27 protein-coding genes are annotated in these 23,550 nt (G+C 64.3%); 19 read left to right on the forward strand and 8 right to left on the reverse strand.

From position 1 onward, the window contains the following. Positions 1 to 117: 117 nt before the first annotated feature. Positions 118 to 393, forward strand: a complete 276-nt coding sequence (locus AC0L4C_RS12600) for a glycine zipper domain-containing protein (protein WP_473399970.1) — start codon at positions 118 to 120, stop codon at positions 391 to 393. Between the two features lie 228 nt (positions 394 to 621). Here the strand turns inward: AC0L4C_RS12600 and AC0L4C_RS12605 are convergent, their stop codons facing one another. Then, on the reverse strand, positions 622 to 906 hold the full coding sequence (locus AC0L4C_RS12605; protein WP_473399971.1) for a hypothetical protein: 285 nt from the start codon (positions 904 to 906) through the stop codon (positions 622 to 624). A 450-nt stretch (positions 907 to 1,356) separates the two neighbouring features. On the opposite strand from AC0L4C_RS12605, the gene AC0L4C_RS12610 reads away from it, so the two are divergent. Beyond that, a complete protein-coding gene (locus AC0L4C_RS12610) occupies positions 1,357 to 1,686 on the forward strand; it encodes a hypothetical protein (protein ID WP_473399973.1) in 330 nt (109 codons plus the stop codon). Between the two features lie 303 nt (positions 1,687 to 1,989). Here the strand turns inward: AC0L4C_RS12610 and AC0L4C_RS12615 are convergent, their stop codons facing one another. After that, positions 1,990 to 2,520, reverse strand: a complete 531-nt coding sequence (locus AC0L4C_RS12615; RefSeq protein WP_473399974.1) for a hypothetical protein — start codon at positions 2,518 to 2,520, stop codon at positions 1,990 to 1,992. Between the two features lie 213 nt (positions 2,521 to 2,733). On the opposite strand from AC0L4C_RS12615, the gene AC0L4C_RS12620 reads away from it, so the two are divergent. The 7 genes from AC0L4C_RS12620 to AC0L4C_RS12650 all read left to right on the forward strand — a co-directional run bounded on the left by AC0L4C_RS12620 (position 2,734) and on the right by AC0L4C_RS12650 (position 10,426). Beyond that, positions 2,734 to 4,116, forward strand: a complete 1,383-nt coding sequence (locus AC0L4C_RS12620; protein ID WP_473399976.1) for an HD domain-containing protein — start codon at positions 2,734 to 2,736, stop codon at positions 4,114 to 4,116. 12 nt (positions 4,117 to 4,128) lie between these two features. Further along, entirely contained in the window at positions 4,129 to 4,635 is a 507-nt protein-coding gene (locus tag AC0L4C_RS12625; protein ID WP_473399977.1) for a hypothetical protein, read from the forward strand. Positions 4,636 to 4,972: 337 nt separating this feature from the next. Further along, positions 4,973 to 6,742 carry an acetolactate synthase 3 large subunit gene (locus AC0L4C_RS12630; RefSeq protein WP_473403516.1) on the forward strand — a complete coding sequence of 590 codons (1,770 nt, stop codon included), beginning with the start codon at positions 4,973 to 4,975 and terminating at the stop codon, positions 6,740 to 6,742. 18 nt (positions 6,743 to 6,760) lie between these two features. Next, complete coding sequence (gene ilvN, locus AC0L4C_RS12635) at positions 6,761 to 7,315, forward strand: acetolactate synthase small subunit (protein WP_473399978.1); 555 nt, start codon at positions 6,761 to 6,763, stop codon at positions 7,313 to 7,315. A gap of 99 nt (positions 7,316 to 7,414) precedes the next feature. Beyond that, positions 7,415 to 8,392 (forward strand): NAD(P)-dependent alcohol dehydrogenase, encoded by a 978-nt coding sequence (locus AC0L4C_RS12640; protein WP_473399979.1) that lies wholly within the window; start codon positions 7,415 to 7,417, stop codon positions 8,390 to 8,392. 92 nt (positions 8,393 to 8,484) lie between these two features. Beyond that, positions 8,485 to 9,450, forward strand: a complete 966-nt coding sequence (locus tag AC0L4C_RS12645) for an NAD(P)-dependent alcohol dehydrogenase (RefSeq protein ID WP_473399981.1) — start codon at positions 8,485 to 8,487, stop codon at positions 9,448 to 9,450. 88 nt (positions 9,451 to 9,538) lie between these two features. Further along, positions 9,539 to 10,426 carry a DMT family transporter gene (locus AC0L4C_RS12650; RefSeq protein WP_473399982.1) on the forward strand — a complete coding sequence of 296 codons (888 nt, stop codon included), beginning with the start codon at positions 9,539 to 9,541 and terminating at the stop codon, positions 10,424 to 10,426. Positions 10,427 to 10,443: 17 nt separating this feature from the next. Here AC0L4C_RS12650 and AC0L4C_RS12655 read toward each other — a convergent pair whose 3' ends face one another. Then, complete coding sequence (locus AC0L4C_RS12655) at positions 10,444 to 10,740, reverse strand: BrnA antitoxin family protein (RefSeq protein WP_473399983.1); 297 nt, start codon at positions 10,738 to 10,740, stop codon at positions 10,444 to 10,446. Then, a complete protein-coding gene (locus AC0L4C_RS12660; protein ID WP_473399984.1) occupies positions 10,737 to 10,982 on the reverse strand; it encodes a BrnT family toxin in 246 nt (81 codons plus the stop codon). The genes AC0L4C_RS12655 and AC0L4C_RS12660 overlap by 4 nt, the downstream gene beginning before the upstream one ends. A 156-nt stretch (positions 10,983 to 11,138) precedes the next feature. On the opposite strand from AC0L4C_RS12660, the gene AC0L4C_RS12665 reads away from it, so the two are divergent. The 3 genes from AC0L4C_RS12665 (at position 11,139) to AC0L4C_RS12675 (ending at position 13,185) form a co-directional block, all read left to right on the forward strand. Continuing rightward, the gene (locus AC0L4C_RS12665; protein WP_473399985.1) at positions 11,139 to 11,897 is read left to right on the forward strand and encodes a pyridoxine 5'-phosphate synthase; all 759 of its coding nucleotides are present in this window, start codon (positions 11,139 to 11,141) and stop codon (positions 11,895 to 11,897) included. Between the two features lie 103 nt (positions 11,898 to 12,000). Further along, entirely contained in the window at positions 12,001 to 12,333 is a 333-nt protein-coding gene (locus AC0L4C_RS12670; protein WP_473399986.1) for a hypothetical protein, read from the forward strand. Positions 12,334 to 12,582: 249 nt separating this feature from the next. Further along, positions 12,583 to 13,185, forward strand: coding sequence for an NADPH-dependent FMN reductase (locus tag AC0L4C_RS12675; protein WP_473399987.1), 603 nt, complete (start codon positions 12,583 to 12,585; stop codon positions 13,183 to 13,185). Positions 13,186 to 13,266: 81 nt separating this feature from the next. Here the strand turns inward: AC0L4C_RS12675 and AC0L4C_RS12680 are convergent, their stop codons facing one another. Then, a complete protein-coding gene (locus tag AC0L4C_RS12680) occupies positions 13,267 to 13,452 on the reverse strand; it encodes a hypothetical protein (RefSeq protein WP_473399988.1) in 186 nt (61 codons plus the stop codon). 112 nt (positions 13,453 to 13,564) lie between these two features. On the opposite strand from AC0L4C_RS12680, the gene AC0L4C_RS12685 reads away from it, so the two are divergent. From AC0L4C_RS12685 to AC0L4C_RS12705, 5 genes are all read left to right on the forward strand, one after another. Further along, complete coding sequence (locus tag AC0L4C_RS12685) at positions 13,565 to 14,143, forward strand: GNAT family N-acetyltransferase (protein ID WP_473399989.1); 579 nt, start codon at positions 13,565 to 13,567, stop codon at positions 14,141 to 14,143. Between the two features lie 91 nt (positions 14,144 to 14,234). Beyond that, positions 14,235 to 16,154, forward strand: a complete 1,920-nt coding sequence (locus tag AC0L4C_RS12690; RefSeq protein ID WP_473399990.1) for a potassium transporter Kup — start codon at positions 14,235 to 14,237, stop codon at positions 16,152 to 16,154. Positions 16,155 to 16,268: 114 nt separating this feature from the next. Next, entirely contained in the window at positions 16,269 to 17,915 is a 1,647-nt protein-coding gene (locus AC0L4C_RS12695) for an SDR family oxidoreductase (RefSeq protein ID WP_473399991.1), read from the forward strand. Positions 17,916 to 18,043: 128 nt separating this feature from the next. Continuing rightward, positions 18,044 to 18,994 carry a hypothetical protein gene (locus AC0L4C_RS12700; RefSeq protein ID WP_473399992.1) on the forward strand — a complete coding sequence of 317 codons (951 nt, stop codon included), beginning with the start codon at positions 18,044 to 18,046 and terminating at the stop codon, positions 18,992 to 18,994. Next, the gene (locus AC0L4C_RS12705) at positions 18,991 to 19,224 is read left to right on the forward strand and encodes a hypothetical protein (RefSeq protein ID WP_473399993.1); all 234 of its coding nucleotides are present in this window, start codon (positions 18,991 to 18,993) and stop codon (positions 19,222 to 19,224) included. The genes AC0L4C_RS12700 and AC0L4C_RS12705 overlap by 4 nt, the downstream gene beginning before the upstream one ends. A gap of 4 nt (positions 19,225 to 19,228) precedes the next feature. Here the strand turns inward: AC0L4C_RS12705 and AC0L4C_RS12710 are convergent, their stop codons facing one another. From AC0L4C_RS12710 to AC0L4C_RS12720, 3 genes are all read right to left on the reverse strand, one after another. Further along, on the reverse strand, positions 19,229 to 19,366 hold the full coding sequence (locus AC0L4C_RS12710) for a hypothetical protein (RefSeq protein WP_473399994.1): 138 nt from the start codon (positions 19,364 to 19,366) through the stop codon (positions 19,229 to 19,231). A 7-nt stretch (positions 19,367 to 19,373) separates the two neighbouring features. After that, entirely contained in the window at positions 19,374 to 19,664 is a 291-nt protein-coding gene (locus AC0L4C_RS12715; protein WP_473399995.1) for a hypothetical protein, read from the reverse strand. 269 nt (positions 19,665 to 19,933) lie between these two features. Then, a complete protein-coding gene (locus tag AC0L4C_RS12720; protein WP_473399996.1) occupies positions 19,934 to 21,058 on the reverse strand; it encodes an NADH:flavin oxidoreductase/NADH oxidase in 1,125 nt (374 codons plus the stop codon). A 202-nt stretch (positions 21,059 to 21,260) separates the two neighbouring features. Between AC0L4C_RS12720 and AC0L4C_RS12725 the strand changes: the two genes are divergently transcribed. Together AC0L4C_RS12725 and AC0L4C_RS12730 are read left to right on the forward strand one after the other, a co-directional pair. Further along, a complete protein-coding gene (locus AC0L4C_RS12725; protein ID WP_473399997.1) occupies positions 21,261 to 22,604 on the forward strand; it encodes a PQQ-dependent sugar dehydrogenase in 1,344 nt (447 codons plus the stop codon). Positions 22,605 to 22,710: 106 nt separating this feature from the next. Further along, positions 22,711 to 23,490 (forward strand): hypothetical protein, encoded by a 780-nt coding sequence (locus AC0L4C_RS12730; protein ID WP_473399998.1) that lies wholly within the window; start codon positions 22,711 to 22,713, stop codon positions 23,488 to 23,490. Positions 23,491 to 23,550: the final 60 nt, after the last annotated feature.

Below are 23,550 nucleotides of genomic sequence, written 5' to 3' on the forward strand. Positions count from 1 at the left end.
TGACTTCCTTCTCGCGCCCGAGGCTCTAGCCTATCGGCGGGCCGGTTTCCAGACGGAACCAAAAGCCGATCGCCGCGTTGCAGCATCCGAGATCAACGCACGCTCTGGAGTTTTCGCATGCACAAGTTCCTGCTTATCTGCGCCTCGGTCCTGGCGCTAACCGCCTGTACCTCAACTGAAAAAGCTGCGACCGTGGGCGGCGTTGCCGGCGCCGTGATCGGTGGCACGACGACCGGTTCGTTCGCCGGCGCGGCCGTGGGCGGGGCCATCGGCGCGGTGTCGGGCGCAGTGGTCGGGGAACTGCTGGGCCGCTACAAGGATGACCCGACGCAGTGCGTCTATGTCGATCGCCGCACCGGCGACCGCTATCTGGACGATTGCCCGAAGGGCTGATCGACCCACAGTTCGAGACAACTCAGAAACGGTCCGGCGCCCTGCGCCGGGCCGTTTTGCGTGGCGGGGATAACCACAATCGGGCGCAGAAAAGCCTTCACCATGCCTGCTTGATGAACGCTGTCTGAACGGCGTCAATGGCGACCCGGTGATGGTCCTGCGCCGCAACTGACGGCTATTCCCCGCAGAACGACCAAGCCGGCGCCGTGCGTCGGGCTTTTTGCCGACTCACGGCGCAGTGGCAGCGCCGGGCAGGCCGACCTCCAACGCCTCGGCCGGCGGGCGGCGCGGCGCCACGCTGGCATGGCGCTCGCCCGGCTCGGCCATGAAGGTCAGCGTGCCGCGATCGAGATTGTGCAGCGTGCGATAGGCCGGGCTCAGCCGGTACTTTGCCGTTTCGGGGCGGAATTCGGAAAAGCGGAAGCCGATGGCCGCCATCTGGCTCGCCTCGCTGTCGCTGAGCTGCGGATGATCGGCGCTGCGGTCGCCGAGGACGATGGTGTAGGTCAGCATGGTCTGGGTCCCGATGATGTTCTCTATTTGTTCTAGTCTGCGGTGCGACGGGAGTCGAGTGGGGAAGTTTTGCGGGGGATCGCAGATTGCGGTTGACGCGGGTTTTGGGAGCAGGGGCACCCCGTCCACCAGCCTGCGGCTGGTCCCCCTCGCCCCGCAGGCGGGGTAGGATCGGGCCGGTGCGTCGCTGACGGGGTTGAGCCGCAGGGGAGCGTGTCGAACCATTGGGGAGTTTGGGCGCGCGACCTCGTGGTTCGACAGGCTCACCATGAGGTCTTTGAGGGGCCGGGGTGACGGCCGGGGATGGGGGAGCGTCGAGGAGGTGACGGCGGTGGGTGGGTGCGGTTTTGAGGCAGCGCTGGGGGGACGGCGGTGGGCTGGGGACAGTGGTGCGGGAGTTCTCGTGCGGGGGCGGCAAAGCGGGTAGGAGTGGGGGGCTCAGGCGAAAGGATGCGCATGTACAACACCATCAAGACGGCCCTCTCGGAGTTTGTCGGACTCTCCAAGGATGCCCTGCATATGCATGTCGGGCTGGGCATTTTTGTTCTGGCGCTGCTGGTGTTCCGGCGCCGGCCGGTGATCGCCTGGCTGGTGCTGCTGGCGGTGGAACTGGTCAACGAACTGATCGACATCTTTCACTGGCACGCCGGGCAGTGGACGATCGATATCGCCGACGCGCCCAAGGATCTCCTGAACACCATGCTGTGGCCGACCGTTGCCGTGGTGGCGATCGTCTGGCGCAGGCGGGTGGCGGGGACGGAGCGTGTCGGGGCGGAGTGAGCGTGCCCAGGTCGCTGGTGGCGAGTACTGAAGCCACATGCGGCGAGATCGGCGCGCCCGACCTCGTGGTTCGCGGTTCGACACGCTCACCATGAGGAGGCTCAGGATGAGGTCTTCGTGGGTCAGACGGATGCCCGGCCCGAGGGGCGTTGAAGGTGGCACGCAGGTCTGCGCCTGTCGCTCCCCACCGGCATCATCCCGGCGCCGGCCGGGATCCAGTCAACGCGGGGGGTGAGGCGAGGGCCGGGCAGGAGCCGTGCGGACCTGCCAGCAGGAATGGACCGTACCGAGGGCTCCGAGCGGCTATGGCGCATTCGCCGGGGAGCGGAGGGAGGATTCGAGGCGGGTGATGATGGGGTCGAAGCGGGCTTTTTCGGAGACCGGGTAGCTGGCCTCGAAGGCGCTCAGCCGCGAGCGGTCGGGCGAGAACATCACCTTGGCGTAGAAGATGAGATCGTCGCCCAGCCCCGCCTCGGCGTCGCCCTCGCGGACATAGTGGCCGGAGATGACGAACCAGGAATTGCCGCGCCGGGCATAGGTGATGTCGCGGATGCGCGGCGCCTCGGCCAGGGCCGACTCGAAGGCGCGCGGGCTCAGCTCCCGGGCGTTGTCGGCGCCATAGACATCGATCTGGCCGCGCCCGCCGAGCTCGAGCAACGTGACGCCGGTGCCGCCCGCCGCCGGCTCGACGGCAAAGGGCGCGCCGGGCAGATCGATGCGGTAGCCGTAGGCGGGGTTCTCATAGGCATCCCACGCCGCCGCCGGGTTCGGCGCCAGCGCCAGCGTGGCGACGAGCAGGGCGGAGGCGAGGGTGGTCTTGAACAGCGCGCGCATCGGGTCTCTCCGCGTGGGGACGGAGGAGGAATGCGGGGGTAGGGCGAGGGTTGCGGGGAGAAGGCTAACCGTGATGCAATGCTCCAGTTCTCTCATAGATACCGGCACTAATTCGCTTATTACCTGTGGAGCACGGGCTTCACGCCTTGCGAGCGCAATCTAGGCACCATTACCTCTAATAATTGATATTGACCAAAGGCGCGTGTTCACGTTATGTTCCATGACGAAGACGACGGCGTAAGACGTATTCGTGATCCCATCTACGGATTTGTTAGGTTTGATACGGCGCACGAAGAAGTGGACCGGATCGCTTGGGAACTCATCGCGACATCGGAATTTCAACGGCTGCGCCGTGTGAAACAACTCGGAGTCTCAGAGTTCACCTACCCTGGTGCCACGCATAATCGCTTCGCCCATTCCATCGGGGTATTTCACAACGCCCGAAAACTCATGGAGGTGGCAAGGAAGTATCTGGAGGGGCGAAAGAGTTGGGACTCACACCGTGCGCGCATCGCATTGGCTGCGGCGCTGCTTCACGATTTAGGTCACGGCCCATTCAGCCATGCCTTTGAAGAAGCAGAGAAGGTGAGGCTAGGCAATCGCTATGAAAATCATGAGAAATGGACAGCCGACATAATCAAAGACTCTGCCACAGAGGTAAATTCTGTTCTGGTCAAAAGACTTGGGAGATCGGCCCCTGAGGAGGTGGCCACGATGATTTCTCGGCCGGATGATATTTATGCCGCTGTATTTTCGAGTTCCTTTGATGCGGACCGGATGGATTATCTAATCCGAGATCGAGTGATGACTGGATCGGGGGCGGGCTCGATTGACGTGGATTGGCTGATAGATAACCTCAGAATTGAAAATGTTCCGATTTACGATGAAGAGGGAGACATGTTTGAGGATCCCCACTCGTCGGTGATGTCGAAATTATCTGTTTTCTGCTTTGAGGAAAAAGCGTTGCAGGCTGCCGAGGTTTTTATTCTCGCTAGATATCATCTTTATACTCAAGTGTATTTTCACAAGACGACTCGAGGAATAGAGCAAATATTAACTTCCTTTCTCAGGCGATTGAATGAAATAATTGAAAGTAAAAAATTGCCATCTTCTGGAATTGTTGCGGCTCATCCGCTTGTTAATTTCTATAGAGACAAAAAATTGAGGGTGGGTAGTTACTTATCGCTTGATGATACGAGTGTTTGGAATGCTATTCAGGCTGCGACTACGTGCCAGGACGATCGCCTGAGGTATCTCGCTGAACGGTTGTGGAATCGAAAGCGAGCAAAGTGTCTTGAGATTGCAACGGAAGACCCGACGGAAGTCGACAAGGCTCGGCGCAGGGCTATTCAAGAGCGCCAAACTCGTGACAAGGACGACAACATCCTGATGGATCGTCCTCCTTTGTCGATCTACTCCGTGTCTGACAGGGAGAGGGAAGCGCCGCATAAGCGAGTTCGCATTCGTAGGGCCTCTGATGGGGTAGCGGTAGACATAACCCAGCTTTCAAAGACCATTAAGGCTCTAACGAATAAGCAAGAACTGTTAAGGTATTATTTCTTGGATGAGTCGGTGTGTGATGAAATCTTGCGATAGGAGGTCGTGAAAATGGCAGTGTCCCCCCATTTTGTCGCAGAGATCACTGAAGCCGCTGACGGTAAGGTCGTCGGTAGAATTCGAATTCAAAAAATGGTCTATTTGTTAGATCAGATAGGTGCTGGTTCGGGCGCTACCTTTTACTATCATCACTATGGCCCATATTCAGATGATGTGTCCAATGCTATAGCGGATGCCAAGTTCTTTGGGCTTATATCCGAGGATGTTTCCTACAGACAGGCGGACGGTGCACCCTTCAGTATATTCAATCTGAAGGAGACGAGTTCCGAGTGCGCCAGCAAACTTGAACCCGATAACGTCCGCCGCCTAACGAGGCTTATGAATCAACTTTCCTCAACTGTGCTTGAGTTGGCTGCTACGATTCATTGGCTTGCTTGTGTGGAGCAAGTTAGCGACTGGCGGGAAGAACTCAAAAATCGGAAGGGCGCGAAGGCAGAGGCGGGTAGAGTAGAATCTGCGCTTACGTTGCTGGGTCAGCTTGGTCTCCAGATCGTGTAGTGCCCCCTTGACACCCGTCCCCCTCTCCCCCTACCAATGCCGTCCTAACTTTGGAGCACAGGCTGTGCAGAAGCTTATCGTAGTAGCGGGGCGCGTCGGGCACTTGGGATAAAATCCCGAGCGATGGCTGGCGCGCCGAACACAAGGTCCCGAATGGGGCCTTTTTTATTGTCCGGTTTTCCGGGCAGGGCGCGGGAGCGTCGGGAGAGAGTGGTTCGCGGGCGATCCGCGGACGGTTGAAAGAGGTTCGGGCGGCAAGGGGACAGGCCCCCTCATCCGTCCTCCGGGCACCTTCTCCCCCGAGGGGAGAAGGGAAGACAAGAAGGTGACCAAGGAAATGGCCGAGCAGATGACGGGCGCGGAAATGGTGATCGAGGCGCTGGCCGAGCAGGGGGTCGAGCATATCTTCGGCTATCCCGGCGGGGCGGCGTTGCCGATCTATGACGCGATGTTCCAGCAGGACCGGGTGCAGCACATCCTGGTGCGGCACGAGCAGGGCGCCGGGCACATGGCCGAGGGCTATGCCCGGGCCACCGGCAAGGTCGGCGTGGTGCTGGTGACCTCCGGACCGGGCGCCACCAATGTGGTCACCCCGCTCACCGATGCACTGATGGACTCGATCCCCATCGTCGTCATCACGGCGCAGGTGCCGACGGCGCTGATCGGCTCGGACGCGTTCCAGGAATGCGACACGGTCGGCATCACCCGCTCGTGCACCAAGCACAACTATCTGGTCAAGACCGTCAACGACCTGCCGCGCGTGCTGCACGAGGCGTTCCGCATCGCCCGCAGCGGGCGGCCGGGTCCGGTGCTGGTCGACATCCCCAAGGATGTGCAGTTCGCGCTGGGCACCTATCTGCGCGAGGACGAGATCGGCGAGCGCCGGCACCAGAGCTACCAGCCGCGGCTGGAGGGCGACACCAAGGCCATCGAGGCGGCGGTCGACATGATGCTGAAGGCGCGGCGGCCAGTGTTCTATACCGGCGGCGGGGTGATCAACTCGGGGCCCGAAGCCAGCACGCGGCTGCGCGAACTGGCCGAACTCACCGGCTTTCCGGTGACCTCGACGCTGATGGGGCTGGGGGCGTTCCCGGGATCGCATGCGCAGTGGCTGGGCATGCTGGGCATGCACGGCACCTACGAAGCCAACCTCGCCATGCATGACTGCGACCTGATGATCAATATCGGCGCGCGGTTCGACGACCGGATCACCGGGCGGCTGGACGCGTTCTCGCCGGGCTCGACCAAGATCCATGTCGATGTCGATCCCAGCTCGATCAGCAAGAACGTCATTGTCGACCTGCCGATCATCGGCGATTGCGGGCTGGTGCTCGAGGAAATGGTGCGCATCTGGCGCAGCAAGACCAACCAGCCGCGCACCGAGGCGCTGGCGCCGTGGTGGGAGTCGATTGCCGGCTGGCGGGCCAAGAACTCGCTGGGCTTCAAGAACTCCGACACGGTGATCAAGCCGCAGCACGCCATCAAGCGGCTCTACGAGGCGACCAGGGGGCGCGATGTCTACATCACGACCGAGGTCGGGCAGCACCAGATGTGGGCGGCGCAGCATTTCCCGTTCGAGATGCCCAACCGCTGGATGACCTCGGGCGGGCTGGGGACGATGGGCTATGGCCTGCCGGCCGCAGTCGGCGTGCAGGTGGCGCATCCGGACGCCCTGGTCATCGACATTGCCGGCGAGGCCAGCGTGCAGATGACGATGCAGGAGATGAGCACGGCGGCGCAATACCGGCTGCCGATCAAGGTGTTCATCCTCAACAACGAGCGCATGGGCATGGTCCGGCAGTGGCAGGACCTGCTGCATGGCGGGCGCTATGCGCATTCGTATAGCGAGAGCCTGCCCGATTTCGTCAAGCTGGCCGAGGCCTACGGGGCCAAGGGCATCCGCTGCGACGATCCGAAAAAGCTCGATGCGGCGATCCAGGAGATGCTCGACCATGATGGTCCGGTGCTGTTCGATTGCCTCGTCGAAAAACACGAGAACTGCCTGCCGATGATCCCGTCGGGCAAACCGCACAATGAGATGATCCTGCCCGATTTCGTCGAGGATATCGGCACGGTGATCGATGCCAAGGGGAGGCAGCTGGTCTAGGCCGGCGGAGACAGAACCATGAACGCACATCTGCAACCGGCGGGTTCCGCCTATTTCATGACCGCAGAAACCCAGCAGCCGGAGCGCCATACGCTGTCGGTGCTGGTCGACAACGAGCCGGGAATTCTCGCCCGGGTGGTCGGGCTGTTTTCGGCGCGCGGCTACAATATCGACAGTCTCACGGTCTCAGAGACCGAGCACGACAAGGGTCTCAGCCGCATCACCGTGGTGACGGTGGCGACGCCCAAGGTGCTGCTGCAGATCAAGCTGCAGCTCGAGCGGCTGGTGCCGGTGCACAAGGTCCATGACCTGACCGCCGAGGGCAAGGCGCTGGAGCGCGAGCTGGCGCTGATCAAGGTGGGCGGCACGGGCGAACCGCGCGCCGAGGCGCTGCGGCTGGCCGACGCGTTCCGGGCGCAGATCGTCGATGCGACGACCGAGAGCTTCGTGTTCGAGGTGACCGGCAAGCCGAGCAAGATCGACAGCTTTATCGCCCTGATGGTGCCGCTGGGGCTGATCGAAGTGGTGCGTACCGGGCTGGCCGCCATCTCGCGCGGCCCGGAGGGCATGTAGCCCGCGCGGGTTTGCAAGCGGCGGACGAATCCCCATGATGGCTCGGGTCGCGGCATTGGCTTTGGTGCCGGCGGCCTGAGCGAGACGGGGGGATGCGCGATGCGGGCAATTGTTGCGGACCGGTACGGGCCACCTGAGGTGTTGCGCCTCGCCGACCGCCCCAGGCCGGTGCCCAAGGACGACCAGATCCTGATCCGGGTACATGCCGCCACGGTGACGCTGGGCGACTGCGAGCTGCGCGCCTTCAGGATGGTGGACTGGGTGTGGCTGCCGGCACGGCTGGCCTTCGGCATCACCCGGCCGCGCAACCCGGTGCTCGGCATGGAGGTGGCGGGCGTGGTCGAGGCGGTCGGGCCGGCGGTGACGCGGTTCGCGCCGGGCGACCGGGTGTTCGGCAGCACCGGCTTTGCCATGGGCGCCTATGCCGACTACGTGTGCCTCGGCAGCGGGGCGGCGATCACCACGATGCCGGAGGAACTGAGCTTTGCCGAGGCGGCGGGTATCCCGACCGGCGGGCTCAACGGCCTGCACTTCGTGCGCCACAGCCGGGTCAAGGCGGGGGAGCGCGTGCTCGTCAACGGCGCCGGCGGCTCGATCGGGACATTTGCGCTGCAGATCGCCAAGAGCCGCGGGGCGGAGGTGACGGCGGTCGACCGGGCCGACAAGCTGGAGCTGCTCACCGCGCTCGGGGCCGACCATGTGATCGACTACCAGCGCGCGGATTTCTGGAGCAACGGCGTGCGCTACGACGTCATCATCGACGTGGTGGGCAAGAGCCCGTTCGGGCCGAGCGTGGCGGCGCTGACCGACACCGGCCGCTATGTGCTGGGCAATCCGCGGCTGGTGCCAATGCTGCGCGGCGCCTGGGTGTCTCGCCGGGGCGGCAAGACGGTGCTGGCGAAACTTGCCGGCGAGGACCTTGCCGATCTCGACTGGCTCAAGCAGGCGGTGGCCGAGGGCCGCCTCAAGGTCGTGATCGACCGGCATTTCCCGCTCGAGCAGATGCGCGAGGCGCATCGCTATGTCGAGGCCGGCAACAAGAAGGGCATCGTGGTCATCGACGTGGCGGCGGGCTAGCGCCGGCGTGACGACGAAAATTCTGCAGGTGGGCACTTGTATTGGTGTGCTAGTGATGTATATCACCAGCATTGCCGTGGAAGGGAATGTCAATGCGTGCTGCAGTCGTTGATCGCTATGGTCCACCAGAGGTGGTGCAGATCCGGGAGGTGCCCAGGCCGGTGTCGGGGGCCGGGGAGTTGCTGGTGCGGGTCACCGCGACGACGGTCAATTCCGGCGACGCGCGGATGCGGGGGCTCAACGTGCCGGGCGGCATGAAGACCATGATGCGCTTTGCGCTCGGCTGGAACGGGCCGCGCAACAAGATCGGCGGGTTCGACGCGGCCGGCGTGGTGGAGGCAGTGGGCGAGGGCGTCACGCGGTTCCGTCCGGGTGACCGGGTGACGGGATCGCATGGCTTCAAGTTCGGGCTGCATGCCGAATATGCGCTGTTCAGCCAGACCGATGCGCTGGTGAAGACGCCGGACGGATTGAGCGATGTCGACGCCGTGTCGATCCTCTTCGGCGCCAGTACGGCGCGCAGTTTTTTCTCGCGGGCGGGGCTGCGCAAGGGGCACGAGGTGCTGATCAACGGCGCCTCGGGGGCGGTCGGGGTGCAGGCAATCCAGCTGGCCAAGCGCGCCGGGGCCGTTGTGACGGCCGTCTGCAGCGCCGCCAATGCGGAGATGGTCCGCGATCTCGGGGCGGATCACGTCATCGCCTATGACCGCGAGGATCCGCTTGCCGCCGGCAAGCGCTACGACATCATCATGGACAATCACGGCAATGCGCCCTTTGCCAAGGTGCGGCATCTGCTCAAGCCGGGCGGCAAGTCGCTGCTGGTGATCGGTAATCTCTGGCAGCAGATTTCGGCCAGCTGGACGCCGCAGGTGGTGTCCTCGGCGCCGGAGACGGAAGCGATCAACAGCCAGGTCTACGAGGAACTTCTCGGCATGGCGGCGCGCGGCGAGTTGCGGCCGGTGATCGATACGGTGTTTCCGTTCGAGCGCATCGTGGACGCGCACCGGCTGACCGATTCCGGGCGCAAGCGGGGCAGTGCGGTGGTGACGCTGCCCTGAGCGGACTTTCGCACGAACGCGACAGCGGCTATGACGGGGTGTCGGGCTTGGAGGAGTCCGGCGCCCACCTCAGTCCGGATCACTCGACATGCGTCTTGCCGCCCACCCCTTTGCCGGGCCGTTGTTCATGGTCATTGCAACCGGCTCCTATCTCGTCAATGACACCATGATGAAGCTGGCGACCGGCGGACTGCCGCCTTACGAGGTGCTGTTCCTGCGCGGTGTGATGGCAGCGCTGTGGGGCATGCCGCTGCTGCTGATTCTGGGGTTCGGCAAGCAGATACCGATGCTGGTGGCGCCGCGCGTGCTGCTGCGCAACCTGCTCGAGCTCGGCGCGATCCTGATGTATGTGGTGGCGCTGGCCAACATGCCGATCGCCGACGCCACGGCGCTGGGGCAGATCACGCCGCTGCTGATGATTCTCGGCGCCTCGATCCTGTTTCGCGAAAAGGTCGGCGGATTGCGCATGGCGCTGATCGGGCTGGGCTTTGCCGGGGCACTGATGGTGGCGCAGCCGACCATGCAGGGGTTTTCGCCCTTTGCGCTGCTGGCGCTGGGCAATGCGGTGTTCTGTGCGGCTCGCGATCTCGCTGGTCGCAAGATCGGCGCCGAGGTGCCGGGCATGGTGGTGGCGATGTCGGCGGTGCTGGTGGTGCTGGTGGGCGCTCTGGCCATGCATCTGCTGCTCGAGCAGTGGATCATGCCGCAACTCGAGCATCTGCTGCTGCTGGCCGGGGCAGGGCTGTTCCTGATCTTCGGGCACTTTTTCATCTTCATGTCCTACCGCGTCGGGCAGACCGCGATGGTGGCGCCGTTCTTCTACTTCTTCACCTTCTGGGCAGTGATTTCGGGACTGGTGGTGTTCGGGCAGTTCCCCAACACGCTGGCCATCAGCGGCATCGCGCTGGTGGTGATCAGCGGCGTCGCCGTGGTGCTGCTGGGCGAGCGGGTGCGGCGGCTGACGCCGGTGGCGTAGGGCTGAGCTGGTTCGCCCTAGACGTCGGCCTGGTCGAGGATTTCGGCCATGCGGGCGCGCCAGTCGGGACCGAGCCGCTCGAACTTTTCCAGCGTTTTCGGCGCCAGCCGGAGGGTCACCGGTTTCCTAGCGTCCGGAAGCTTGGGACGACCGACGCTGCGACGGATGCTTTCCGTCAGTTCGGGAAAGACCTCGCTGAAGGGCCTGGCCTGGGCCAGTTCCTCGTCGGTGCTGTCCCAGTCATCGGGATCCGACTGGATCTGCGCCTGGATTGTTGCCTCGTCGGCGTCCTTGGTGTTTTTCGGTCTGCTCACCGCCCGCTCCTTTCACGCATACTGGCTCTCCGCATCGAGATGATCGAAATCGCCTCCGAGCCGAGGGGACGAAAAATCACGGCCAATGCGATTCCGCGGTGGAGCCCGATTGCCTTGTAGCGCCCCTGCCGGGTGCCAACTATCGTCGCCTCGGCGAAGAACTCCATGTCCAGGTCTGCAAAGTCCATGCCCCGGTTTTCGAGGTTGAGTTTTCGCTTCGGCTCGTCCCAGAGGATCAGCATAATTTCCGTACACGAAAATAGGTTGCGTGGCAATCCAATCGTGCGCCGGCGCGCGTGATGCGGGAGTGATGGAGGTCATCAGAAGGTTCGATTGGTGGTGGCGCGCCTGATCGGCTATGGCTCGGACGGACGCATCATGACGAGACAGAGTTTGCCATGACCCATCTATCGGTCAATCTGAATGCCATTGCCCAGTTGCGGAACCGGCGTGCGGTGCCGTGGCCAAACGTGCTGGGCATGGCGCGGATTGCGCTGGATGCGGGAGCCGACGGCATTACCGTGCATCCGCGGCCCGACGAGCGGCATATCCGGCGCACCGATGTGTTCGAACTGGCTACCTTGCTGCGCTCGGATTTTCCCGGGCGCGAGTTCAATATCGAAGGCTATCCGAGCGATGAGTTCCTGGCGCTCTGTGAGAGCGCCAAGCCGGATCAGGTGACGCTGGTGCCCGACGATCCGACACAGGCCACTTCCGACCATGGATGGGCAATCGATGCCAATCGCGCCGTGCTGGCGCCGGCGATCGAGCGGCTGCATGCGGCAGGCATGCGCGTGTCGCTGTTCATTGATGCCGATCCGTCGGCGCCTTCGGCTGCAGCATTGGTGGGAGCCGACCGGGTGGAGCTCTATACCGGGCCCTATGGTGGCGCGCTGCATAGCGACAGTGCTGCCGTTCACCTGGCGGCGCTCAAGGAAACGGCCGATGCCGCGCGCGAGGCCGGCGCCAATCAACGGGGTTCGCAGGGCGGCCTCGCGGTCAATGCCGGGCATGACCTCAATCTCGTCAACCTGCCGCCGCTCAAGGCTGCGATACCGGATCTGGCGGAAGTGTCGATCGGGCATGCGGTCACCGCCGACGCCCTGATTTACGGCATGGCCGAAACGGTAAGAAAGTACAAAGCCGCCTGCCTCTGATCGCTGCAAATCCGATGGATTGAGGCAACGCCGGCTTAGGCGGACCGTGGACATATGCACGCCAGCCCTTTCCCGGGCGATTTGATCAGGCATAGTGGAGTCCATGGCAAGTACCGCACTCAAAGAGTCGCCGCTCTATCTGGTGGCCGACGATATCAACGACGCGCTGGTGATCTATACCGGCTATGGCAAGTCGCCGTTTCCCCGGGCACGGGGGCATGACCTCGTGACGCATTTCGGCGCCGAGCAGGGGGCTGCGCTGAAGGCGCGCATCCTGGGCCTGATGGAAGAGCTGCAGGAGCCGATCCTTGACGAGAAGCGGTCGCGCAAGAGCGTAACCGAACGGGCTATCGAGCAGTTGCAGCCCAAGCACCCCGAACTCGATGAGTCCGGGCTCAAGGCACTGGCCTGGACGTTCTCGTTCGGGCTGCGCTGAGCCGCCGTTCGATACAGGCGAACAGAGTTTTTTATATCGCGAACGGGGGACGGGCCCTCGGCAGTGAACGGCACCAGCAGAGCCTTCCGAACTCCCGGAAATCCTGATGCAAACTGGATTGTTTCAAAGGAACAGCGCTGTTACCTGGTAAAAGGTCTGTGCTCCTGTCCCAACTAGGTGCCTGCTTGTGCGAATTCGCAGAGGGCACATATCTGCACTCAGTTACATTTTGATACTGGAGTGCATGAAATGTCGAAGCCGAAGATTGCTGTCATCATCAGCTCAACCCGCCCCAACCGTTTCGGCGACAAGCCGGCGAAGTGGATTGCCGATCACGCCGCAGCGCGCAGCGATATCGATGTCGAAATCGTCGATCTGGCGGACTATCCGCTGCCGCTGTTCGACGCCCCCGCATCTGACGCGTGGATGCCGACGCCGAACCCCGTGGCTGCCAAGTTGCAGGACAAGCTGAAGGAATTCGACGGCTACATCTTCGTAGTCGCCGAGTACAACCGGTCGATCACCGGCGCGCTCAAGAATGCCATCGACTGGGCCTACACACCCTTCACCCGCAAGGCCGCGGCCTTTGTCGGCTATGGTTCGGTGGGCGGTGCCCGGGCGATCGAGCACCTGCGGACCATCATGGTCGAACTGCAGGTGGCGCCGGTGCGTCAGGGCATCCATATCGGCGGCTCGGACTTCGTGCCGATCATGATGGGGCAGAAGAGCTGGGACGACGTGAAGGGCAATTTCGACGGCTTCGTGCCGGACCTGCTGGAAAACCTCGTCTGGTGGACCAACGCCACCAAGACGGCGCGCGAGGCCGATGCGGCTGCCACCAAGGCAGCGTAAGCGCGAGACAATACCGGAGTCTTGTTCTCCTTCGGCTCCGGATCAGAGGGGTGGCGTCTCGCAGCGCCACCCCTTTTCATTTCACCGAAGCGCCCTTGGCGGGACCGGGTCCTCCTCGGGCGTCGGGATTGGATCGGGATCGGTCGGCATCGGATCGGGATCGACCGGCACGGGCTCGGTTTCGGGGATGCGTCCCGGCCGCGGGCCGGGCGGCTCGGGGATGGGCGGGATGAAATCGGGGACTGGCTCGCTGGGCGGGATGGTCATGTGATTTCCTTTGCGTGTTGGCATGGAGGGCCAACGGTGGGGCGACCGTCGAGTTCCTCTCGCGCCACCAGTCGCGCTGCGGTAAATTGGTGCGATCCGTCCGGAGGGCACAATGGAAGACCGTCATCCCGTTCGGGTAGCGGCGCGGACGCTGCAGACTGACCGGCTGGTGCTCCGACCCTATACCGATACCGATCTCGAGGACATGGCGGCCATGTTCGGGGACCGGGAGGTCACCGCGCACACGCTGCTTGGACGGCGAGACCGGGCGCAGACGGCAGCGGTGCTGGACGACTATCGGCGGTTTCTGGCGGAGCGGGGCTATGGCATGCTCGCCATCCGCGACCGGCAGACGGACGCCTATCTGGGCGAGTGCGGATTGTTCGTGTCGCCGATGGGGCCACTGGCCCTGCGCTACGCTCTTGCCCGGCACGCCTGGGGGCTGGGATATGCGACCGAGGCGTCGCGAGCTGTTCTCGACGACGCCTTCAACGATCTCGGGCTGGATCGCGTTCTGGCTGGTGTGATGGCGGCAAATGCCGCGTCGCTGGCGGTGATGCGCAAGCTGGGTTTCAGCTTCGACAGCGTGGTCACGGCGGCCGGCCATGACTTCGAGCTGTTCGAGCTGACACGGCAGAACTGGCAGTTGCAGCGCAGTGCGGCAGGGTTGTCATCAGCCCCGTCGGCGTGACCGACGGATCGAAATTGGTTCCTTTTTAGGTTGAGTGTGCCAGATCAGGGGTGTAGACACCGCGCCACCCATCAACGGGTGACAGAGGCATATGGTGCATTCGACTTCTTCCGGACAAGGGTCCGGCGAAGAGCCGGTTGATCCGACCGTCGTCGCGAAGAAGGAATTCCCCCTTCTTGTTCTTGGAGCCCTTGGTGTCGTCTACGGCGATATCGGGACCAGCCCCATCTATGCGTTCCGTCAGGCGCTGGGAGTGCGACCGCTCGGCGCTGATCCGACCGACGAAATCCTCGGTTTGCTGTCGCTGATCATCTGGGCGCTGACGATCATCGTCACGACCAAGTACATCTTTTTCGTCACCCGGGCCGACAACAAGGGCGAAGGCGGAACGCTGTCGCTGATGTCGCTGGCTGCCTCCGGGTTCAAGAAGCAGCCGCGCTGGATCATTGCTGCGGGCGTGATCGGCGCGGCGATGTTTTTTGGCGACGCGATCATTACTCCGGCGATCTCCGTGCTGTCGGCAGTGGAAGGGGTGAGCATTGTCGCGCCCAACCTGACCCCCTGGGTGGTGCCGGTCACGATGGTCATCATCGTCGGCATCTTCACGGTGCAACGGTTCGGTACGGCCGGCGTGTCGCGGGTGTTCGGGCCGGTGACGGCGGTGTGGTTCCTCGCCCTCGGGATTTCGGGCCTGATCCACATCTTCGACTATCCGGGCGTGCTGATGGCGCTCAATCCCTACTATGGCGCCGTCTTTCTGGTGTCGCATGCGGGCATCGCATCGATCGTGCTGGGCGCGGTCTTCCTGGCGGTGACGGGTGTCGAGGGCATCTATGTCGACCTGGGGCATTTCGGGCGCAAGCCGATCGTGTTTGCCTGGTTCGCCATGGTGTTCCCCTGCCTGCTGCTCAACTACTTCGGCCAGGGTGCCTTCGTGCTGTCGCATGATGTGCGGACGATTTCGCATCCCTTCTTCGAGATGCATCCGGAATGGGCGCGGGTACCGATGGTGGGGCTGGCGACACTGGCGACGATCATTGCCAGCCAGGCCGTGATCACCGGCGCCTTCTCGCTGACGCAGCAGGCAACGGCGCTGAACCTGCTGCCGCGCATGACGGTGCTGCACACCTCGGAGACGCAGTCGGGCCAGATCTACATGCCGCAGGTCAACAGCCTGCTGATGATCTTCGTGCTGATCCTGGTGGTGAGCTTTGGCAGTTCGGGCTCGTTGTCGGATGCCTATGGTATCGCGGTTTCGGGCGTCATGATGGTCACGGTCGTGCTGCTGGGCGTGGTGATGTGGCGGGTGTGGAAATGGCATCCGCTGGTGACGCTGGCGGTGATGATCCCGTTCCTGATCGTGGATATCGGCTTTTTTGTCGCGAACGTCAGCAAGCTGTTCCAGGGTGGCTGGGTGCCGGCCGCGGTGGCCGCGGTGCTGGCGTCGACGATGGGGATCTGGATGGTGGGCCGCCGTCGGCTGTCCGAAAAGACCCGCCGCGACGAAGTGCCGCTCGAATTCCTCGTCGAGAACCTCTCGAAAAAGAAGCCGACCATCGTGGCGGGAACCGCAGTGTTCCTGACCAGCGATATCGAGGGCGCGCCGACGGCGCTGCTGCACAGCCTCAAGCATTACAAGGTGCTGCACGAGCACAATGTCATCCTGACCGTGGTCACGTCGTCGCTGCCGCGGGTCTCGGACGACGAGAAGGTGGTGATCGACGCCTATAACGACCTGTTCTACCGTGTGGTCGTGACGTTCGGCTACATGGAGACGCCGAATATTCCCAAGGCGCTGGCGCTGGCCAGAAAGCTGGGCTGGAAGTTCGACATCATGTCGACCTCGTTCTTCCTCAGCCGGCGGTCGCTGAAGCCGTCGCCGAAGGGCGGCATGCCGCTGTGGGCCGACCGCATCTTCATTGCGCTGTCCAAGAACGCCACCGACGCGACGGAGTATTTCCACATTCCCACCGGCCGGGTGGTCGAGATCGGCACCCAGGTCATTCTCTAGACCTGAGGGCCCCGCAGTGGCGATGCAGCGGACGCTCGACATCGCCTTGGCCGGGCAATTGCCGAGTCCGTTGAATCGTTTACGCTTGCAAGCTCTGCAATTGGTGGAGCTGCAATGAGCCGGCCACATGTGTTGATCGTCGGGGCTGGAGGCGTGTTCGGCAGCCGCCTGGCGCGGCTGCTGGCGCGTCGCCAGGTGTTCCGGCTGAGCCTTGGGGGGCGCGACGATGCGCGGGTGCGGGCGCTGCAGGCGGAACTGCGCGAGATCGACGGGCAGGGGGAGTACGGCTTTGTCCGGATCGATCGCGACACGGCCGGACCGGAGCTGATCCGCGAGGTCGGCTGCTCGATCCTTGTCGATTGCGCCGGACCGTTCCAGGGCAGCGGCACCGTGCTGATCGAGGCGGCCATCGCGGCGCGCTGCAACTATATCGACATTGCCGACAGCCGGGCGTTCGTCGCCGGGATCGGGCGGTTCGACAGCGCAGCCCGGGCGGCGGGCATTGCGGTGCTGACCGGTGCCAGCACGACGCCGGCGCTCACCCACGCGGTGATCGACAGCGCGGCGGCCGGCTGGCGGCAGATCGACAGCATCGATGTGGCGATCGTGCCGGGCAACCGGACGCCCAAGGGGCGGGCAGTGATCGAGGGGATCCTGAGCTGGGTCGGCCAGCCGGTGAAGGTGTTTCGCGAGGGGCAGTGGCAGCAGGGACGTGGCTGGAGCGAGCCGCGCTGGGCGCGGGTCGACGGACTGAAGCCGCGACGGGCGATGCTGGCAGAGGTGCCGGACCTCGATCTGCTGGTCAGCCGCTATCGGCCGCGGGTGCGGGCCGGGTTCGACGCCGGGATGGAACTGGGCCTGCTGAACCGGCTGATCGGCCTTGCGGGGACGTGCGTGAAGCTGGGAGTCGTCAAATCGGCCAGGAGCTTTGCCGGGATCGGCACGGCGGTGGCGCTGGCGCTCGACCAACTCGGCACGGCGTCGGGCGGCATGGTGGTGGAAGTGGCAGGGCTCGATCAGCGCCTCGACGCCAAGGTGGTCCGCTGGTCGCTGAAGGCGGATAGTGGCGACGGCCCCTACGTACCGGTGCTGGCGGCGGCGGCAATGGTTTGGGCGCTGGCGCGGGGCAAGGCCATTGTCGGGGCGCGGCCGGCGGCCGGGCTGCTGATACTGGAGGAACTGAAACCCTGGACCGCCGGTCTTGCCATCGACACCAAGACGGCGGCGTTCAAGAAGGAAGTGCCGCTCTACGCGCGAGTCATGGGAGGCGGTTTTGCGACGCTGCCGGAGGTGACACAGCGGCTGCATCGTGGCCGTCCGGCGATCATGGTCGAGGGCGAGGCGGCGGTGATCGGGGCGCGGAACTGGGCGGCGCGCGGCATGGCGCGGCTCTTCGGCTTGCCCCGCGAGGCGTCGAACGTGCCGGTGCGGGTCCTGATCGAGTCCCGCGACGGGCACGAGTACTGGACCCGGTTCTTCGACGGACGGCCGATGCGGTCGGTGATGTCGCGGGCCGCGGACGGGGTGATCGAGGAGCGGTTCGGCGCCGTCGCCATCCGCATGGTGCTGGTGCCGCGGCCGGAGGGTCTCGACATGGTGCTGAGCTCGGGGCGGATCGGGCCGCTGCCGCTGCCGAAGTTCCTGCTGCCGCGGATCAAGGCGGAAGAGCGGGTCGAGGGCAGCCGGCATCGCTTCGAGGTCGACATTGCCGTGCCGCTGCTGGGCCGGCTGGTGGCCTATCGCGGCTACCTGGAGCTCTAGGCGTCTCGGCTTCCCTAGGACAAATCCCCTAGTGGTTTGTGCGTGTTTCCCTACGTGCTGGTGCCAATGTCGCGCCGGCCCGAACTCTGCTCAGAGTGGCAGACGCAAAGCCGCTTCGGGGGAAGCAAATGGCGCGGATAGTTGCCGTCGGGCTGGTGTGTGTCTGGCTGGGAGCGTTGTCGGGATGCAGCGCCATGCTGCGCGAGCCGGCCGGCGTCACCTATGCCAAGAGCGTGGAACAACTGGGCATCACGCCAGTCTATCCACCGCGTGAAGACATCCAGGTCGGCGATATCTATGCGGTCGAACTGCATAGCTCGGCCGACCGGCTGGATGCCCGAACGGCGTACATTGCCTCAAAAGACCTGTTGCCGCAGATCAATGCCTATCTCGGCAGCCGCTACGATTTTGCCAACAAGGGCATTGCGACGGACGGGCTGCCCATCAACAGCTTTCCGCAGATCGAGGTGAACAGTGGCGTGTCGCTGGGGCTCGGGGGCAGCCCGCAGGGACTGATGGCCAGTCTGGGGCTGACGCTGACCAAGACGCTGCGGATGACGCTGCAGTTCACCGGCGTGGTCAGCTACGAGGTGTCGATACCGCAGGGCATGGATGCGCTGGGCAGCTTCTGCACGACATCCTACGTCTGCCGGGCCGCCTATCTGCCGACCTTCATTAACCAGCGCTACCAGTTGCGCTCCGACGAGCCGGGCAGCGTCAAGGCGGCCGGAGTGATGATGGTGACCAAGGTCTATCTCGCCAAGAAGATCACCTACACCTTCAACGACGCGCAACTGGCCGCCGCCGCTGCCTCGGCGCTGGAGGAGGGCAAGACTGCCGCGCCGGTGCCGACGGTGACGCAGGAGCAGATCGATCAGGCGATCTCCGCCGAGAACCCGGAAATGATCAAGGCGCTGGCCAGCCTGATGGCCACGGCAAAAACCAGTGCAGATAGCGGCGGGGCGGTTTCGGTCGCCATCAGCGCGATCAGCACCAACAAGGTATCTTTCACCGAAGAGCACGCGCGACCGATCGTGATCGGCTACGAGGCCGTCAGCATGCAAGGAGTGATCCAATGACCGACAAGTCCATCACGCTGCGCCGTGGCGCAGAGCTTTCGCTGACCGGCGACCTGACGGCTGCCATCAAGCTGGTGAGCGAACCGAAAGCGCCAGGCAAGGAGCCCGAGCACTTTGTCTTCGAGCCGATCGGCGGCGGGCCGGTGGTTCTCGGGGCGATCGGCGGGCGTCGCGGGCGGCCGGCCAAACTGATCATCTCGGGCAGCCTGGTGCGGCGCGACCCGCAATGACGGATCAGGCCTTGGGCATGTCCGGGCAGAGGAAGGGAACAGCGGCCGAGGTGAAGTGCTCGTCAATGCGCTCCTTGCCGACCTGAACCTGCAGATGCAGGGCATTGCTGCTGACCGAGACGATGGAGGCGGAGATGTCCATGCCATCCTCATTCCAGGTGAGGTCGGCCTCGCCGGTCATCGACCATTTCGAGAGACGGTGCGTTTCCCAGCAGGAAATCCTGAACCAGCGTGCCATCGGAGAGGAATATCTTCATCACGCCCGGCAGATCGGACGAATCGGCCTGGACCCACACCCGATTGGTGAAGCTGCGCTTGAGCGGCGACTGATCGGTTTTTACCTCGGAACTGGTTGCGTCCTCGGCGAAAGCCGGAGCCTGGATACAGGCGCCGACCCCCCACATGGCCAGAAGTGCGAACAAGGCGGCTTTGCTGGTCATGACTGTTTCCCTCAGCGTGTTCGGTCGGACATGGGAGCGACGCATCTCGTGCACAAGGCTGACGGGGGGAATACGGTGAAATTCAGACGCGCCGGCGCGATGTCGCCAACGCGGTGTGATGCGGAAAGCACAGCCTTGATGCCAGGCTTACCTGTGCCGCCCGCCGGACTGACCGGCGGCATGGCCACCGGAGTGGCGGCTGGTGCCGTCGCCGGAGGGCCTGGATAGAATGGTATCCAAAGCCCCCATTCCGGTTCGACCAAATGCGCTCAGGAGCGCAAGCCGAGGGCGCGATCCTTGTCCTTCATCCGGGCACGGGCCTGGATGGGCCAGAGGTTGTAGGCGTCGTCACCACCATCCAGCGCGTGGTGGGCATGGATGGGCCAGTTGGGGTCTTCGAGCGCACCGCGGGCCAGGGCAACGAGATCGGCATCGCCATTGACGATGATCTGCTCGGCGTCCTGCGGTTCATTGATGAGGCCGACGGCGATGGAATTGATGCCGGCATCCTTGAGGGCGCGCGCCAGCGGGACCTGGTAGAGCGGCCCGGCCTTCAGACCGTAGCCCTCAAAGCCACCGGACGAAGCATGGATGGCATCGATGCCGATCTTTTCCAGTTCGCGGGCGAGAGCAATGGAATCCTCGATTTCCCAACCGCCGCCGCTGCCATCGGTGACCGAGAGGCGCACCAAGAGGGCCTTTTCGGCCGGCCAGACGGCGCGCACGGCACGGGCCACCTCTAGGGCGAAGCGCATGCGGTTTTCGCGGCTGCCGCCATAGTCATCGGTGCGCTGGTTGGCGAGCGGCGAAAGAAACTGGTTGATGAGATAGCCGTGGGCGGCGTGGATCTCGACGAGATCGAAGCCGGCCTTGTCGCTGCGCACGGCGGCGTCGGCAAAGGCCTGCACGGTGGCCTTGATGTCGTCGCGGCTCATTTCGCGCGGCTTCTGGTAGCCGGGGCGGTCCGAATGAATGACGGCGCTGGGGGCAACAGGCTCCCACATCTGGAAGCCGTTGCTGGCCTTTTCGGCCTCGGTCTCGTTGAAGGTGCCGCGCCAGGCGATGGGGGTCGAAGCCTTGCGTCCGGCATGGGCCAGCTGAATGCCGGCGGCGGTGGACTGGCCATGGAGGAACTCGACCATATGGGCGAGCGGGGCGATCTGCTCGTCATTCCAGAGGCCGAGATCGCCATAGGAGATGCGGCCTTCCGGCGTGACGCCGGTCGCCTCGAGAATGACGAGGCCAAAGCCGCCAAGGGCAAAGCGGCCCAGATGCACGAAATGCCAGTCGTTGAGCAGCCCGTCCTTGGCCATGTACTGGCACATCGGCGCCACGACTGTGCGGTTGCGCAGGGTGACACCGCTGATGGAGTAGGGCGAAAAGAGCTGGGACATGAACATGCTTCCGGGTCTGCTGCTGAAGGTGGGCGTTATGTGGCATTGATGTCATCCATCGGCAAGTGACGATGGACATGAATCCGTTCGCACATGGCTGGGCTGCACGGATCGGGACCGGGGCGGGTCACCGATTTGTGTGGTGCGGAACGTGGGGTGACTGGCGCCGTTGCGATAGCATTGGTTAGCAGTGGAGGATCTCATGATCGGCAAGACATCGATGGCAGTGCTTGGCATTGTTCTGGCGGGTGCCGGACCTGTTGCGGCGCAGACGACCGTACTTGAGGGCGCCGAGGCCTTTGGCGGCTGGAAAGACGACAAGCCGGGCGTGGTGCGCCACATCACGGCGGCCGATCTGCCGCCGGCGACGCCCGAAAATGTCGAATCCAGCGGACCGCGGCCGGTGGCCCGACCGGATGGCATGACGCCGGAGGTGCCCGAGGGCTTCACCATCGAACTGGTGGCGGACAGGATCGAGAACCCGCGCGCCATCCGCTTTGCGCCCAATGGCGACCTTTTCGTTGCCAGCAGCCGGGCCGGCGAGGTGCGGGTGATGCGGTTCGAAGGGGACAGTCCCGAGCCGGTCAGCAACGAGGTCTATGCCCGCGGTCTCGACCGGCCGTACGGCATTGCCTTCTATCCACCCGGCGACGCGCCGGAGTGGGTCTACATTGCCGAAGCGGGCGGGCTGAAGCGGTTTGCCTACACATCGGGTGACCTGACCGCGACGCGCGAGAGCGAGACGTTGTTCAACGACATTGCCTCGAGCGGGCACTGGACCCGCGATGTGGTATTTTCGCAGGATGGCTCGACGCTCTACTACTCGGTCGGCTCGAACAGCAATGTCGGCGACGGCGCCATGGGCGGCATGCCCGAGGGCGGGATCAACGCGTGGACGGAGAGCCAGCCGCTGGGCGCGGCCTGGGACGAGGAGCAGCGGCGGGCCGCGGTGCTGGCCTTCGACCCGGACGGCAGCAACGAGCGGATTTTTGCGACCGGGCTGCGCAATTGCGCCGGTATGGCGTTGAACCCGGCGACGGACGAGCCGTGGTGCGTGGTCAACGAGCGCGACATGCTCGGCAATGACGTGCCGTTCGAATATGCCACCGCGGTCAAGGACGGTGCCTTCTACGGCTGGCCGTGGTTCTATATCGGGGACAATGCCGATCCGCGCTGGGCGGGGGCACCGCGCGACGATCTGCGGGGCAAGGTCACCTTGCCCGACGTGCTGTTCCAGGCGCATTCGGCGCCGCTCAACATCGCCTTTGCCCCGAGTGACGCCTGGGGCGCCGCCTACAAGGGCGATGCGTTCGTGGCCATGCACGGGTCATGGAACCGCGGCAATCGCACCGGCTACAAGGTGGTGCGGCTCGACTTCGACGAGAGCGGCAAGCCGACCGGCACCTATGAGGACTTCGTCACCGGCATGGTGCTGTCCGAGGCGGAGGTGTGGGGGCGACCGGTGGGCGTGGCGTTCGGCCCGGACGGATCGCTGTATTTCTCCGAGGACGGCAATGGCAGCATATGGAAGGTGAGCAAGAACTAGCGATCTCGGGCCGGCGCGCAGGAATTGGAGGCGCGGTGCGGCGGAGGGGGTTGATCGCGCGGGCGCTTGCGAGGATTAATGCGCCCGGGAATGCAGGGAGACTGACGTGCAGGCGGGAGAAATCATCTGGTTCCTCGCTGGCATCGGCGCTGGGCTGACGCTGGCCATTGTGATTTTTGCCGCTGTGGCGGTGGCCGATGCGCGCCGGGCGCGCCGGCAACTGGGCGCTGCGAGTGGCTGGGCCAGCGTGGATGCCGCCGCAGGCGAGCACGAGCGGCCCAGAGCGCAGATGCCGGAGCGTCAGCCGGTGGCCCCGAGCGGCCCACTCGCCAATGTGCCGCCGGAGCGGGTGGCGCGGAGCAGACCCAAACCGATCAGTTCCGAGCTGCGCAATCTCGCTTCGTCCGCTGTGGTCGAGGACGAGATGATGTCCACGCTGGCGGCCGAAATCTCGCGGATGCATTCGAGCGAGACGGTGACGGTCGACCTTGCACCGGCGCGACCGGTGCAGACGGTGCAGATGTCACCCGAGCCGGCCAGATTTGCCGAGCCAATGCCGCAACCGGCGGAGCAGGCACCGGCGCGGACGGAGCGCCCCGCCGCGGCGCCGCCGGTTATGCAGCAAGCCGAGCCGGAGGCTATGCTGGCCGAGCCGGTCGTCGCGGCCACTGTGGCGTTGGATGCGGCCCCGGCTTCCGCACCAGCCCAGGCCTTTGAGGCCGCGCCTCCGCCGGTGGAGCTCGAGCCTGCGCCGGTGGCCGAGGAGCCGCCGCGTCCGGCCAAGCCGGTGTCCAAGCTACCGCCGCTGCCGCGCGTGGCGCCGGCCCGCAAATTTGCCCCGGCGCTGCCACCGCGCCATCCGCCGGCCAGCGGCGCCAAGACCTAAAGCTGCCTGGCAGATATTTTTGGCCGTGTTCTGCGCGTCATGGCAAGACCGCATCCAGTT

The sequence above is a fragment of the Devosia sp. J20-27 genome (assembly GCF_055808595.1).

Coding starts and splice junctions, on each gene's coding strand:
- AC0L4C_RS12600 (WP_473399970.1), top strand. CDS start 118: ATGCACAAGTTCCTGCTTATCTGCGCCTCGGTCCTGGCGCTAACCGCC.
- AC0L4C_RS12605 (WP_473399971.1), bottom strand. CDS start 906: ATGCTGACCTACACCATCGTCCTCGGCGACCGCAGCGCCGATCATCCG.
- AC0L4C_RS12610 (WP_473399973.1), top strand. CDS start 1,357: ATGCGCATGTACAACACCATCAAGACGGCCCTCTCGGAGTTTGTCGGA.
- AC0L4C_RS12615 (WP_473399974.1), bottom strand. CDS start 2,520: ATGCGCGCGCTGTTCAAGACCACCCTCGCCTCCGCCCTGCTCGTCGCC.
- AC0L4C_RS12620 (WP_473399976.1), top strand. CDS start 2,734: ATGTTCCATGACGAAGACGACGGCGTAAGACGTATTCGTGATCCCATC.
- AC0L4C_RS12625 (WP_473399977.1), top strand. CDS start 4,129: ATGGCAGTGTCCCCCCATTTTGTCGCAGAGATCACTGAAGCCGCTGAC.
- AC0L4C_RS12630 (WP_473403516.1), top strand. CDS start 4,973: ATGGCCGAGCAGATGACGGGCGCGGAAATGGTGATCGAGGCGCTGGCC.
- ilvN (WP_473399978.1), top strand. CDS start 6,761: ATGAACGCACATCTGCAACCGGCGGGTTCCGCCTATTTCATGACCGCA.
- AC0L4C_RS12640 (WP_473399979.1), top strand. CDS start 7,415: ATGCGGGCAATTGTTGCGGACCGGTACGGGCCACCTGAGGTGTTGCGC.
- AC0L4C_RS12645 (WP_473399981.1), top strand. CDS start 8,485: ATGCGTGCTGCAGTCGTTGATCGCTATGGTCCACCAGAGGTGGTGCAG.
- AC0L4C_RS12650 (WP_473399982.1), top strand. CDS start 9,539: ATGCGTCTTGCCGCCCACCCCTTTGCCGGGCCGTTGTTCATGGTCATT.
- AC0L4C_RS12660 (WP_473399984.1), bottom strand. CDS start 10,982: ATGCTGATCCTCTGGGACGAGCCGAAGCGAAAACTCAACCTCGAAAAC.
- AC0L4C_RS12665 (WP_473399985.1), top strand. CDS start 11,139: ATGACCCATCTATCGGTCAATCTGAATGCCATTGCCCAGTTGCGGAAC.
- AC0L4C_RS12670 (WP_473399986.1), top strand. CDS start 12,001: ATGGCAAGTACCGCACTCAAAGAGTCGCCGCTCTATCTGGTGGCCGAC.
- AC0L4C_RS12675 (WP_473399987.1), top strand. CDS start 12,583: ATGTCGAAGCCGAAGATTGCTGTCATCATCAGCTCAACCCGCCCCAAC.
- AC0L4C_RS12680 (WP_473399988.1), bottom strand. CDS start 13,452: ATGACCATCCCGCCCAGCGAGCCAGTCCCCGATTTCATCCCGCCCATC.
- AC0L4C_RS12685 (WP_473399989.1), top strand. CDS start 13,565: ATGGAAGACCGTCATCCCGTTCGGGTAGCGGCGCGGACGCTGCAGACT.
- AC0L4C_RS12690 (WP_473399990.1), top strand. CDS start 14,235: ATGGTGCATTCGACTTCTTCCGGACAAGGGTCCGGCGAAGAGCCGGTT.
- AC0L4C_RS12695 (WP_473399991.1), top strand. CDS start 16,269: ATGAGCCGGCCACATGTGTTGATCGTCGGGGCTGGAGGCGTGTTCGGC.
- AC0L4C_RS12700 (WP_473399992.1), top strand. CDS start 18,044: ATGGCGCGGATAGTTGCCGTCGGGCTGGTGTGTGTCTGGCTGGGAGCG.
- AC0L4C_RS12705 (WP_473399993.1), top strand. CDS start 18,991: ATGACCGACAAGTCCATCACGCTGCGCCGTGGCGCAGAGCTTTCGCTG.
- AC0L4C_RS12710 (WP_473399994.1), bottom strand. CDS start 19,366: ATGGACATCTCCGCCTCCATCGTCTCGGTCAGCAGCAATGCCCTGCAT.
- AC0L4C_RS12715 (WP_473399995.1), bottom strand. CDS start 19,664: ATGACCAGCAAAGCCGCCTTGTTCGCACTTCTGGCCATGTGGGGGGTC.
- AC0L4C_RS12720 (WP_473399996.1), bottom strand. CDS start 21,058: ATGTCCCAGCTCTTTTCGCCCTACTCCATCAGCGGTGTCACCCTGCGC.
- AC0L4C_RS12725 (WP_473399997.1), top strand. CDS start 21,261: ATGATCGGCAAGACATCGATGGCAGTGCTTGGCATTGTTCTGGCGGGT.